10 protein-coding genes are annotated in these 13,166 nt (G+C 69.0%); 4 read left to right on the forward strand and 6 right to left on the reverse strand.

The features are described from left to right. Positions 1–2 precede the first annotated feature (2 nt). From NK718_RS05650 to NK718_RS05665, 4 genes are all read right to left on the reverse strand, one after another. On the reverse strand, positions 3–872 hold the full coding sequence (locus NK718_RS05650; RefSeq protein WP_254739470.1) for a carbohydrate ABC transporter permease: 870 nt from the start codon (positions 870–872) through the stop codon (positions 3–5). 11 nt (positions 873–883) lie between these two features. Next, complete coding sequence (locus NK718_RS05655; protein ID WP_254739472.1) at positions 884–1,765, reverse strand: carbohydrate ABC transporter permease; 882 nt, start codon at positions 1,763–1,765, stop codon at positions 884–886. Positions 1,766–1,845: 80 nt separating this feature from the next. Then, a complete protein-coding gene (locus tag NK718_RS05660; protein WP_254739474.1) occupies positions 1,846–3,216 on the reverse strand; it encodes an ABC transporter substrate-binding protein in 1,371 nt (456 codons plus the stop codon). Positions 3,217–3,471: 255 nt separating this feature from the next. Next, positions 3,472–4,887, reverse strand: a complete 1,416-nt coding sequence (locus NK718_RS05665) for a sodium:proton antiporter (protein ID WP_254739476.1) — start codon at positions 4,885–4,887, stop codon at positions 3,472–3,474. Between the two features lie 179 nt (positions 4,888–5,066). Here NK718_RS05665 and NK718_RS05670 point away from each other — a divergent pair, with 179 nt between their 5' ends. Continuing rightward, a complete protein-coding gene (locus NK718_RS05670) occupies positions 5,067–5,858 on the forward strand; it encodes a class II glutamine amidotransferase (RefSeq protein ID WP_254739478.1) in 792 nt (263 codons plus the stop codon). A gap of 192 nt (positions 5,859–6,050) precedes the next feature. Then, the gene (locus tag NK718_RS05675; RefSeq protein ID WP_254739479.1) at positions 6,051–7,325 is read left to right on the forward strand and encodes a FecR family protein; all 1,275 of its coding nucleotides are present in this window, start codon (positions 6,051–6,053) and stop codon (positions 7,323–7,325) included. Positions 7,326–7,491: 166 nt separating this feature from the next. Here the strand turns inward: NK718_RS05675 and tal are convergent, their stop codons facing one another. After that, on the reverse strand, positions 7,492–8,466 hold the full coding sequence (gene tal / locus NK718_RS05680) for a transaldolase (RefSeq protein ID WP_254739480.1): 975 nt from the start codon (positions 8,464–8,466) through the stop codon (positions 7,492–7,494). A 251-nt stretch (positions 8,467–8,717) separates the two neighbouring features. On the opposite strand from tal, the gene NK718_RS05685 reads away from it, so the two are divergent. Both NK718_RS05685 and NK718_RS05690 read left to right on the forward strand, forming a co-directional pair. After that, positions 8,718–9,155, forward strand: coding sequence for an RbsD/FucU family protein (locus NK718_RS05685; RefSeq protein WP_254739482.1), 438 nt, complete (start codon positions 8,718–8,720; stop codon positions 9,153–9,155). Between the two features lie 48 nt (positions 9,156–9,203). After that, positions 9,204–10,040, forward strand: a complete 837-nt coding sequence (locus NK718_RS05690; RefSeq protein ID WP_254739484.1) for an amidohydrolase family protein — start codon at positions 9,204–9,206, stop codon at positions 10,038–10,040. Between the two features lie 15 nt (positions 10,041–10,055). On the opposite strand, the gene polA is transcribed toward NK718_RS05690, so the two are convergent. Further along, positions 10,056–13,058 carry a DNA polymerase I gene (polA, locus tag NK718_RS05695; protein WP_254739486.1) on the reverse strand — a complete coding sequence of 1,001 codons (3,003 nt, stop codon included), beginning with the start codon at positions 13,056–13,058 and terminating at the stop codon, positions 10,056–10,058. Positions 13,059–13,166 lie beyond the last annotated feature (108 nt).

Raw genomic sequence — 13,166 nt, forward strand, 5'->3', positions numbered from 1 at the left:
CCTCAGCTCTTGACCGCGCCGGCGGTGAGGCCGGACACCATGTAGCGGCGGAAGACGTAGTACACGGCGGCCGGCGGCAGCGCGTAGATGAGGCCCGTCGTCATCAGCAGCTCCCAGGGCGAGTCGTCGGCGGCCATGAAGTTGCCGAGCGCCACCGGCAGCGTCAGCGACGTGTCCTTGGAGAGCAGCAGGAAGGCGTAGAGGTACTCGTTCCAGGCCAGCAGGATGGCGTAGGTGCCGACCGCCACCAGCGAGGGGACCATCAGCGGCAGGTAGACGAGCCGGAACAGCTGCATCGCCGTCGCGCCGTCCATGATGGCGGCCTCGTCGAGCTCCACCGGCAGCTTGTCGGAGGCCTGCTTGAGCACCCAGATCGCGTAGGGCGAGGCGATCGTCATCATCGCGAGGATCAGCGACCACTGGCTGTTGAGCAGGCCGTACAGGCCCATCGTGCGGTACATCGGCACGGCCAGGAACGCGGCCGGAATGAAATAGGTGAACAGCGCCATGTTCAGCACGGTGCGCCCGCCGCGCACCTTGAGACGGCTGATCGCGAAGGCCGCGAAGGTGGCGACCACCAGCGTCAGCAGGCCGGTCATCCCGGCGATGAACACCGAGTTCCAGAGCTGCTGCCAGAAATGGCTGAGGAAGTAGTGCTTCTGGCCGAAGACGATCTCGAAATTGCGCAGGGTCGGGTTCGCCGGCCAGAGATTGCCGGAGAACGCCGACTGCTTGTCCGAGAAGGCGAACAGGCACAGATGATAGATCGGCAGCAGCGTCCAGATCAGCAGCGGCACGCCGACCAGCAGCAGCTTGGCCTCCTTGGAGGCGGCGCGCATGAAGTTGGTGCGGTTCATGGTGGTCGTGGTCATGGTCGCCCCGCTCACTTCGAGAGCCGCTTCATCATGAAGTAGACGAGCGGGAGGATCAGCGGCAGCGCGAACACGATCGTCGCCATCGACAGGTCCACCTCCGCCAAGCGCAGATAGCGGATGCCCAGCGTGGCCAGCACGTGGGTGAGGTCGGCCGGCCCGCCTCCGGTCAGCAGGTAGACGCTGTTGAAGTCGCCCAGCGACCAGATCGTCGACAGGATCAGGCAGGTCATGAAGAGCTGCTGCATCGACGGCCAGGTGATGAAGCGGAACTTCTGCAGCGTCGTCGCGCCGTCGACCGAGGCGGCCTCGTAGAGGTCCGCCGAAATGGCGAGGCGGCCGGAGACCAGGATCAGCGTCCAGAACGGCAGCGACTTCCAGATGTGGACGAGCGCCGCGAAGAACAGGCCGAGGGTCGGGTTGTTCAGCCAGTTCGGGCCGTCCTCGTAGGTCAGCCGGAAGATGGTCTGGTTGATCAGGCCCCACTCGGGGTTGAGCATGAACCGGACCGACAGGATGGTCGGGATCGACGGCACCGCCCAGGGCAGGATGAAGATGACCGCGAGGATCTTGATCCACCAGCGGTCGTTCAGGAAGAAGCCCGACAGGCCGAGCGCGACCGCCATCTTGAGGTTGATGGCGACGAACAGGAACACCAGCGTGTTGACGACGGAGCGGACGAAGATCGGGTCGTTGGCGAGCTTCACGTAGCTCTGCGGCTCGTGCGCCAGCCAGAACGCGTAGAACACCGGGTAGACGACGAACAGCGCGAAGACGAGCAGATACGGGACGACCAGGATCATCCCCCAGATCTGCCAGGAGGTCATCCGCGCCTGCGGCGGGCCGGCGGCCGGCGCGAGCGCCGGAGTGGACGTGCTGGTCACGGTCGACATGGGATCACCCCGGGGGGAAAACGGCCGCCCCAAGGGGCGGCCGCAGGAGTTTCGGGTGGGCGCGCGCCCGGTTTCGCGGCTCAGGAGCCGGCGACTTCCTTGATGCGCGCGATCATCTCGTCGACAGCCTTGTCGACCGGCACCTTCTCGTTCACGACGCGGTTGGCCGCCTTGGCCCACACGTTCTCATTGTTGAGGATCGTGAACTTCCAGTTCTTGGTGAACTCGAACGTCACCGTGCCGGACTTGTACTGGTTGTAGACGGACTGGCGATGACGGTCCGCCTGCCAGAACGGACGCTCCTGGCCGGCCGAGGTGACCGGGAACCAGCGGCCCAGCGCGCCTTCCACGTACGGGGTCAGGTTCTCTTCCTGCAGCAGGAAGGAGACGAACTCCTTGGCGCGCGCCTTGTTCTTGGCGTTCTCGAACACCACGCCGACCTTCACGGCGGTGCGGTACTGCATCTTCGAGCCGTCGGGCTTGTTGGGGAAGCCGGCGGTGCGGATCAGCTCCTCGTAGTTCTTCTTCGCCTGCGCGCGCTCGGCTTCCGACAGCGTCGCGTTGTTGGCGTCGTCGAGCCACTTGGCGGCGATCGAGATCGTCGCGTTGTGCGTCAGCACCGTCGTCTTGTTGTGGAAGGCGACGTTGTTGTCCGGGTCCTTCCAGCTCGTGGCGGAGGGCGGCACGCAACCCTTGATGTAGGGCTCGGTGTAGTCGGTCAGCGCGCCGATGAGTCCCTGCTTCACCTTGGGATCGTCGACCAGCAGCTTGCCGTTCTCGTCGACCATCTTGACGTTATAGGCGTCGGCGAAGGTCAGGAACGAATAGAAGCTGTCGGAGGAGTCGACGCCGAGCGGCTGGCCGATGCCGAAGTTGCGGGTGCCCGAGGCGCGGCGATAGGCCGGCTGCACCTTCTCGCACCAGAACGACCAGTAGCCCTTCCAGTCGGTCGGGATGTCGCTCTCCTTGAAGCCGGCCTGCTGCAGCATGTCGACCCAGTACTCGATATGCATGGTCTGCTGCTTGAGCGGGAAGGCGTAGTAGGCCTTCTTCTTGGCCTTGTCGTTATAGAGCAGCGTCGTCTCGACCGTGTTCGGGGCGAAATTGCCCTTGATCGGGTTGATGACGTCGGAAAGGTCCTCGAGGCGGCCTTCGAAGGCCCACTTGGCGGCGACCTGGAAGTCGTAAACGTCGGCGTAGGCCACGTCCGGCGGGGTGCCGGCGTCGAGCGCCGAGACCGTCTTCGGGATCATGTCCTGCACCGGGTACTGGGACAGATCGACCGTGACGCCCGTCTTGGCCTGGAACTTCTTGATGGCCTCGAACAGCGCGTCGTCCTCGGCCTTGTAGAAGCCCTTCACCCACCACACGGTGAGCTTTTCCTGGGCGTAGGCCTGGCTGACGGCCATGCCGGCAAACGCGGCGACGGCTCCGAGCAAGATCTTCTTCATTCGGTTTCCTCCCAATCAATTTCGTCGGTCAACCGGGGGCGGCGATCCGGCCGGATGTCTCTTGTCACGGATCGGCTTCGTCCCGGTTTGTATCCGGGAGTTTACGCAGGCCGTCCGCCGCGAGTCCAGCGGACGGGCCGCCCCGGGCAGAGGCGTTCAGAACAGGATTTTGCCGTCCGCGTCAAGAACCAGGGCATCTTCATCGATTTAAATGACCCGATTCGACCAGTTTGAGCGTTGCCGTGAGGGTCGGCGTCAGCGCACGAACAGCAGCGTGATGACCACGAAGAGCGGGACGAGGATGGCGCCGGACCACAGCATGAAACCGAAGAAGCTGGGCATGTTCACCCCCGCGCTGCGGGCGATGGCGTAGACCATGAAATTGGGCGCGTTGCCGATATAGGTGTTGGCGCCCATGAACACCGCGCCCATCGAAATCGCCGCCAGCGTGCCGCCGAGCGGGCCCATCAGCGTCGCGGGGTCGCCGCCGGCGAGCTCGAAGAAGACGAGGTAGGTCGGCGCGTTGTCGAGGAAGGACGAGAGCAGGCCGGTGAGCCAGAAATAGGCCGGCGGCGAGGGCTGCCCGTCCGGGCCGGTGACCAGCGCGACCAGCGGCGCGAAGACGCCGTGGGAGCCCGCCTGCAGCATCGCCAGAACCGGGATGATGCAGGTGAAGATGGCGGCGAACAGGATGGCCACCTCGACGATCGGCTCCCAGGTGAAGTCGTTCGCCTTGCGGTAGGTGCGCGGCGTCACCGCCAGCGACACCAGCCCCACGGCGATCATCGTCACGTCGCGCACGATGTTCTGCAGCGGCACCTCGACGCCGTGCACCGAGAACGACACGCCGGGCTTCCACAGGCCGCTGAGCAGGATGGCGCCGATCGCCACCGCGATCAGCACGAAGTTCGCCTTGCCGCGCAGGCGCAGCTTCTTGTCGGGCGTCGGGTCGCGCACGGGGCGCGCCGCGTCCTCGCGCCGGAACAGGACCGTGTCGATCACGAAGAACAGCCCCAGCAGCACCGCCGCCGCGAACAGCGTCTCCTTGTACAGCGCCTTGGCCGTCCAGAAGAAATCGACGCCGCGCAGGAAGCCGAGGAAGAGCGGCGGGTCGCCGATCGGCGTCAGCGAGCCGCCGATGTTGGACACCAGGAAGATGAAGAACACGACGACGTGGACGTTGTGCCGGCGCGCGTCGTTGGCGCGCAGCAGCGGCCGGATCAGGACCATCGACGCCCCGGTGGTGCCGATGACGCTGGCCATGCCCGTGCCGAGCGCCAGAAGCGCCGTGTTGGCGGCCGGCGAACCGTGGATGTTGCCCGCCACCATCACCCCGCCCGCCGCGGTGAACAGCGCGAACAGCATGACGATGAACGGGATGTACTCCAGCAGCATGGCGTGCAGGAACGCCTCGCCCGTCAGCGAAGGCCCGTGAATGGCGACGAGCGGAACCAAGAGCGCCAGCGCCCAGGCTGTCGCGACCTTGCCGTAGTGGCGGTGCCAGGCATGCGGCGCGACCAGCGGACCGAGCGCGATCGAGATCAGGATGCCGGCGAAGGGGAGCGCCCAGCCGAGCCCCAGCGTGGCGCCGTCGATGGCGTCGGCCGCCCGCGCGGGCGCGGCGGCCAGCACGGCGGCAAGGGTCGGGAGAGTGGCTCTGGGCAGTCGCATGCGGGGCTTCCGGAATGTGACGCGGGCGGGACGTGAGGCTTTCAGGTCGCACGTCGTGACGGCGCGCACAAGACGGCGACGCCTTGGCCCGCTTCACCGATTCAGGAACTGTTCACGATAGCGGTGATCAGTTACACGGCAGCGCAAGCTGCGGCGTCGCCGCTCACGGGGATTTGTCCATGTGCCGTTTCCTGGCTTACCGCGGAGAGCCGGTCTTCATGGAAGACCTGGTCTGCGCGCCCTGCCACTCGCTCATCCACCAGTCGCTGCACGCCGAGGAGGCCAAGACCGGCACCAACGGCGACGGCTTCGGCGTCGGCTGGTACGCGGCGCGTCCCCAGCCGGGCCTCTATCGCGAACTGCGCCCGGCCTGGTCGGACGAGAACCTGCGCTCGATCTGCGGGCAGGTGCGCTCGGGCCTGTTCTTCGCGCATGTGCGGGCGGCCACCGGCACGGCGACGACGCGCGCCAATTGCCACCCCTTCGCGCATGGACGCTGGATGTTCATGCATAACGGGCAGGTGGGCGGCTGGCCCCTGGTGCGCCGGAAGGTCGAGCAGCTGATCCCCGACACACTCTACGACAGCCGCTTCGGCACCACCGACAGCGAGGCGATCTTCCTGGCCGCGCTGGCCGATGGCCTCGAGGAGGATCCGGTGGGGGCGCTGGCGCGCACGCTGCGCCGGGTGAAGTCGATGATGGACGCGGCCGGCGTGCGCGAGGCGCTGCGCTTCACGGCGGCGCTCACCGACGGCGAGTCCGTCTACGCCGTGCGCTGGGCCTGCGACGCCAAGCCGGCGACGCTCTATTACCGCGAGACCGCCGAGGCGCTGCTGATCGTGTCGGAGCCGCTGGACCGGGCCCAGGACGGCTGGGTCGCCGTGCCGCGCGCCTGCGCGCTGGTCGCCCGGCCCGGCGCGGCGCTGAGCGTGGCGTGCATGGACGCCGAGATGGGCCGCGCGGCCGCCTAAGTCGGCGGTGAGTCGTCGCGAGTCGAGATGCGACAGGGACTCGAGCGACATACAACCTAAGCTTGCTCTTACGATAAAAATACAATCTGCAAGTTGGTTGTGGTCGCCTGTATTGCGTGGTTGAGTCCTGAAACCTTCAACGATTAGCGGTTGATCTCCGTGTATCGCCGGTTTCGGGCGCTCATTATCTTTTTGGCCTTGGGCCTCGCGATCGGCCTGATCCTGCGGCCGGGCGCTGCACGGGCGTCGTCGGTCGTCGGCGAGGTCACTTTCGTGCGCGCCGAGGCGGTGGCCCTGCTCGATGGCAGCGCGCGACGGCTGAGCAGCGGCGACCCGGTGCACCGCGACGAGGCGATCCGCACGGGCAAGGACGCGGCGCTCGTCATCACCTTCAGCGACAACACGACACTGGCCGTCGGGCCGGCCGCCGAGGTCGTGCTCGACACGTTCGTGTTCAAGGGCGAGCCCGAGCCCTGGCTCAGCTTCAACCTCATCCGCGGCGCGTTTCGCTTTATCAGCGGTTCGGGCTACCGGCCGCACCGCTACAACGTGCGCACGCCCAACGCGACCATCGCGGTGCGCGGCACCGCCTTCGACGTGCGGGTCGCCGGTCGCAATTCCGACGTGGCGCTGCACGACGGCGCCGTCTCGGTGTGCGGCGGCGGCGGCTGCCACGACCTCACGCCGGGCCTCGCCGTCGGCGCGCGGGGCGGCGGCCTGTCCGCGCCGCGCGGCATCGGCCAGCGCGACTGGACCTTCCTCGCCGCGACCACGCCGGCGCAGCGCGCGGCGTTGGCCGCCGCCGGCGCGGCGCTCGTCAACGCCGCCGTCAAGGCGGGCGTCAGCGTCCCGGCCGGCCTCTCGGTCCCCGGCGCGACGCCGGGCAAGAGCGGCGACGCCTCCGGCAAGTCGGGCGCCAGCAACGCGGGAGGCGTCGGCGCCGCCGCGAGCGGCAACGCCAACGCCGGGCCGGGCAACAGCAACGCCGGGGGGAACGGCGTCGGAAATGGCGCCGGCGGCGGCTTCGGCGGCGGCAGCGGGAACGGTAACGGCAACGGGAACGGCGGCGGGAACGGTAACGGTAACGCCGGCGGCAATGGCAACGCCGGGGGCAAAGGCAACGCCGACAGCGGCAACGGCAACGCCGGCGGCAACGGCAACGCCGGCGGCAACGGCAACGGCGGCGGTAATGGGAACGGCAACGCTGGCGGTAACGGAAACGGGAACGCCGGAGGCAATGGCAACGGCGGTAACGGCAACGGCGGCGGCAACGGCGGCGGTAATGGGAACGGCAACGCTGGCGGCAACGGAAACGGGAACGCCGGAGGCAATGGCAACGGCGGTAACGGCAACGGCGGCGGTAACGGCGGCGGCAACAACGGTAACGGCAACGGCAATGGCGGGGGCAATGGCAACGGCAGCGAAGGCCGCCGGGGCATGATCGTCGCACCGACCACGCTGGGCTGACGCGGCGGCGAGGGGCCAAAGGCTCGGTTCCGCCTCGGCCGGCGCGACGTCGCCGGCCGTCGGGTTCAAACCCCGCCGCCGGTACGCCCGCCGCTCGGTTCAGCCTTTGCCGACGCGACGCAGTCGGTCGCTGATTTCAACCTCCCCGCCGTGACGCGGGCCGCGCTCAGGCGGCGACCACCGCCTCCAGCTTCTCGGCGATCATGCCGCGCAGGGTGCGCAGGTCCTTGGCGAACATGCGGATGCCCTCGGCCAGCTTCTCGGTGGCCATGGCGTCCTCGTTGAGCGCGAAGCGGAAGCCGGCCTCGTCCACGGCGATACGCTCGCCGCCCGCCTGGGCGGCGACGATCGGGTCGAGCTTGCGCTCCAGCCGCGTCGTGTCGCGCGACAGCGCCTCCAGCAGCGACGGCGCGATGGTCAGCCGGTCGCAGCCCGCCAGCGCCTCGATCTCGCCGGTGCTGCGGAACGACGCGCCCATCACCACCGTCTTGTGGCCGTGCCGCTTGTAATAGGCGTAGATGCGCCGCACCGAGAGCACGCCCGGGTCTTCCTCGGGCTCGTAGCCGCGCCCTTCGGCCTTGGCGTACCAGTCGAGGATGCGGCCGACGAAGGGCGAGATCAGGAACGCGTTCGCCTCGGCGGCGGCCACGGCCTGGACCAGGCTGAACAGCAGGGTCAAATTGCAGTCGATCCCCTCGCGCTGGAGGATCTCGGCGGCGCGGATGCCCTCCCACGTCGAGGCGATCTTCACCAGGATGCGCTCGCGGCCGATCCCCCGCGCCTCGTAGGCGGCGATGATGGCGCGGGCCTTGTCCACCGTTCGCGCCGTGTCGAAGGACAGATCCGCGTCGACCTCCGTCGAGACGCGGCCGGGAACGATCCGCGTCAGTTCCGCGCCGAAATTCACCGCCAGGCGGTCGCCGATGGCGGCGACCACCGCCTCGCGCGAGCCGCCCTGGCGGCGGCCCCACGCCAGCGCCTCCTCCAGGATTTCCGCGTAGGCGGGCATCTGGGCGGCTTTCAGGATCAGCGTCGGGTTGGTCGTGCAGTCCGTCGGCCGGAAGGCGCGGATCGACTCGATGTCGCCGGTGTCGGCGACCACCACGGTCATGGTCTTGAGCTGGTCGAGCTTCGACGTCATCCCTGTCTCCGAATCGAGCGGCGCTGGCTTGGTCACGGCTGTCTCCGTTCCTAACACGCGGGGGAGGGCCCGAAAACATGGCGGCCCCGCCGGCGTCCTGTGGACAACGGCGAAACCCGGGCCGGGGTTTGCCGCGGGCGAATGCGTCGAGCCCCCGTGCGGCGCGGCTCCGCCCGGCTTAAGGTGCGTCGGGGCGGCGCGGTTCCGGCGCCCGCGCCGCCGTCGTTCCGACATGCTGACAGGATACACCCATGCTGAAATCGATCGACCCGCTTCTCGGCCCCGACCTGCTCGCCACGCTGCGGGCGATGGGCCACGGCGACGACATCGTCATCGCCGACGCCAATTTCCCGGCCGCCACGACGGGCCGGCCGCTGATCCGCCTGGACGGCGTCGACGCGGTGCGCATCCTCGACGCGGTGCTCTCCGTCATGCCGCTCGACACGTTCACGCCGGACGCCGCCTGGCGCATGGAGGTGGTGGGCGATCCCACCGCCGAGATGCCCATCTTCGGCGAGTTCCGCCGCGTCATGGCCGCCCGGGAGGGGGAGAGCTTCCGCCTCGCCTCGCTGGAGCGCTTCGCCTTCTACGAGCGCGCCCGCAACGCCTTCGCCGTGGTGGTCAGCGGCGAGCGGAGGCTTTACGGCAACATCATCCTGAAGAAAGGTATCGTCAGGCCGGAAGCGTGAGCGCGGCCTTCGCCACGCGCAGGCCGCATTGAGGGAGAGGCTGGGGGCATGACACTGCGAATCGACGCCCATCAGCACTTCTGGCATCTGGCGCGCGGCGACTACGGTTGGCTGACGCCGGAGCTGAAGCCGCTGTTCCGCAGCTTCGGCCCCGAGGATCTCGGCCCGTTGCTGGAGAAGGCCGGCATGCAGGGCACCGTGCTCGTGCAGGCCGCCCCCACCGTGGCCGAGACCGACTACATGCTCGGCATCGCCGACTCGACCGAGTTCGTGAAGGGCGTGGTCGGCTGGTGCGACTTCGAGGCGGCGGACGCCGTCGACGAGATCGACCGGCTGGCCCGCCACCCGCTGCTCAAGGGCATGCGGCCGATGATCCAGGACATCGCCGACGTCGACTGGATGTTGAAGCCGGAGCTCGACGCCGCCTTCCGCGCACTGATCGCCCACGACCTCGCCTTCGACGCGCTGACCCATCCCCGGCACCTGCCCAACCTGCTGCATCTGGCCGAGCGCTATCCCGAACTGCGCATCGTCGTCGACCACGGCTCCAAGCCAGCGATCCGCGACCGCGCGTTCGACGACTGGGCGCGCGACATGGCCCGGATCGCGTCGCGGACGCAGGCCTATTGCAAGCTCTCCGGCCTCGTCACCGAGGCCGGGCCGGAGTGGACCGTCGACGATTTGCGCCCGTACACGGACCACCTGCTCGACTGCTTCGGCGCGGGGCGGCTGATCTTCGGGTCGGACTGGCCGGTGTGCACGCTGGCCAGCTCCTACCAGCGCTGGGTCGACGCCGCCGAAACGCTGATGCAGGCGTGCGGCGCGGGCGAGCGCATCGCCGTGTTCGGCGGCAACGCGGTGGGGTTCTACCGGCTCAAGGTCTGAGCCGCCCCACCGCGCTCAGTGCGCCTCGTCCCAGTTGTGGGCGGCGCGCGCGTCCACCTGCAGCGGCACGGAGAGCGTCACCGCCGGGTGCGGCGCGTTTTCCATGACGTCGCGGATGATCGGGATGGCGCGCTCGACGTCGTCGTCGGGAACCTCGAACACCAGCTCGTCGTGCACCTGCAGCAGCATGCGCGCGTCCACCTTCGCGGCGTCCAGCGCCGGCTCCATGCGCACCATGGCGCGGCGGATGATGTCGGCGGCCGAGCCCTGGATCGGCGCGTTGATGGCGGCCCGCTCCATGAAGGCGCGCTCGGACGGGTTCTTCGAGTTGATCTGCGGGTAGTGCGCCTTGCGCCCGAACACCGTGCTGACGAAGCCGTTGGAGCGCGCGAACCGCCGCGTGCTCTCCATGTAGTCGCGAATCCCCGGGAAGCGCTCGAAATACTTGCGGATATAGGCCCCGGCCTCTTCGCGCGGGATGCCGAGCTGGTTGGCGAGGCCGAAGGCCGAGATGCCGTAGATGATGCCGAAATTGATCGCCTTGGCGCGCCGGCGCACGGCCGGGTCCATGCCCTTCACCGGCACGCCGAACATCTCCGAGGCGGTCATGGCGTGGATGTCGATGCCGTCGGCGAAGGCCTGGCGCAATTGCGGGATGTCGGCGATGTGGGCCAGCACCCGCAGCTCGATCTGCGAATAGTCGGCGGAGATCAGCTTGTGGCCCGGCGCGGCGACGAAGGCGGCGCGGATGCGCCGGCCCTCCTCGGTGCGGATCGGGATGTTCTGGATATTGGGCTCGGACGAGGACAGCCGGCCGGTCGTCGTCGACGCCATCGAGAAGCAGGTGTGGACGCGGTGCGTGCGCGGGTGGACGTAGCCCGGCAGCGCGTCCGCGTAGGTGGATTTCAGCTTGGCCAGCTGCCGCCATTCCAGGATGCGCGAGGGCAGTTCGTGGCCCTGCTCGGCCAGCTCGTCGAGCACGCCGGCGGAGGTCGACCACGCGCCGGTGGCGGTCTTCTTCGCGCCGGGCAGGCCCATCTTGCCGAACAGGATGTCGCCGAGCTGCTTCGGCGAGCCGAGGTTGAAGGTTTCGCCGGCAAGCTGGTGGATCTCCGCCTCGAGCCGCGCCATGCCCTGCGCGAACTCGCCCGACAGGCGCGACAGGATCTGCCGGTCGATGCTGACGCCGCGCGCCTCCATGCGCCCGAGCACGGTGACGAGCGGGCGCTCCAGCGTCTCGTAGGCCGCGGCCATGGCCTCGGCCGGCAGGCGCGGCTTCAGCACGCGCCACAGGCGCAGCGTCACGTCGGCGTCCTCCGCCGCGTATTCCGTGGCGCGCTCGATCGAGACGCGGGCGAAGCCGATGAAGCTCTTGCCCATGCCCGCCACTTCGCTGAACTGGATGGGGCGGTGGCCCAGCAGCTTCTCCGAAAGCTCGTCCATGCCGTGGCCGGTGCGCCCGGCGTCGAGCACGTAGGAGAGCAGCATGGTGTCGTCGGCCGGCCCGGCCTGGATGCCGTAACGACTCAGCACCTGCCAGTCGTACTTGAGATTGTGCGCGATCTTGAGGACGGCGCGGTCCTCCAGCAGCGGCTTCAACCTCTCCAGCGCCGCGCGCAGGTCGAGCTGTCCGGGCAGCAGGTCGGCCCCGCCGAACAGGTCGCCCTTGCCCTCGCCGCGGTGGCCGAGCGGGATGTAGCAGGCGCGGTTGGGCGCGGTCGCCAGCGACACGCCGACCAGCTCCGCCTGCATGGCGTCGAGCGAGGTGGTCTCGGTGTCGAAGGCGACGATCCCGGCCTCGGTCGCCTCGGCGATCCAGGCGTCGAGCCGGGCGAGGTCGCGCACCGTCTCGTAGCGCGAGCGGTCGACCGGCGTGGCGCGCGCGGCGGCCGCGGCGGCGCCGGCGGCGTGGGTGGGCGTCGGGCCCGCCGGCGCGGCGGGGCGCGACGGCGCGGCGGAGGCGGGATCGGCCGGCGAGGGCGGGCTGTCGAGGTCCGGCCCGCGCGCCGGCGCGACGGGCGCGCCGCCGGGAACCGCCCACACGCCGCCCGCGCCGGGGGAGGCGAGGGTTGCGTCGGCCTCGATGTCGCCGCTCTCCAGCCCGTAGGCGTCGCAGACGCGCCGGGTGACAGCGGTGAACTCCATCGCCTTCAGGAAGGCGACGAGGCGCTTCGGGTCGGGATCGTGCACGCCGACCGTGTCGAGCGGGTGGTCGAGCGGCACGTGCTTGTCGAGCAGCACCAGCTTGCGCGACAGGCGCGCCTGCTCGGCGTTGGCGACCAGCGTCTCGCGGCGCTTGGGTTGGCGGATTTCGCCGGCGCGCGACAGCAGGCTCTCGAGATCGCCGAACTCGTTGATGAGCTGCGCCGCCGTCTTGACGCCGATGCCCGGCACGCCCGGCACGTTGTCGACGCTGTCGCCGATCAGCGCCTGCACGTCGACGACCTTCTCGGGAGGCACGCCGAACTTCTCGATCACCTCGTCGCGGCCGATGCGCTTCTCCTTCATGGAGTCGTACATCGACACGCCGTTGCCGACGAGCTGCATCAGATCCTTGTCGGAGGCCACGATGGTGGTGGTCGCGCCGGCCTCGCAGGCGACGCGCGTATAGGTGGCGATGATGTCGTCCGCCTCGAAGCCCTCCTGCTCGACGCAGGGAATGTCGAAGGCGCGCACCGCCTCGCGGATCAGCCGGAACTGCGGCCGCAGGTCCTCCGGCGGCTCCGGCCGGTGCGCCTTGTACTGGTCGTACATGGCGTTGCGGAACGTGGTGGCCGAGTAGTCGAACACCACGGCGAGGTGGGTGGGCTTCTCGCCCGCCACGGAATCGCGCAAGAGCCGCCACAGCATGTTGCAGAAGCCCGCCACGGCCCCGACGGGCAGCCCGTCGGACTTGCGCGTCAGGGGCGGAAGCGCATGGTAGGCGCGGAAGATGTAGGACGAGCCGTCCACGAGGAACACGTGGTCCCCCTTGCGCACGGGGCGCTGCGGGCTGCGTCTGGTGGCGTCGTCGGACATGCGGCTTCCCGGTCGGCGAGTCGGAACAGGGCGCGGATATTGGCACGGGCGGGCCCGCGCCTCCACCCGCTCCCGCCATGGCGCGAGCTTTGCGGCGATGCGGCGGGG

Source organism: Alsobacter ponti (assembly GCF_024294805.1).
GTDB lineage: Bacteria > Pseudomonadota > Alphaproteobacteria > Rhizobiales > Beijerinckiaceae > Alsobacter > Alsobacter ponti.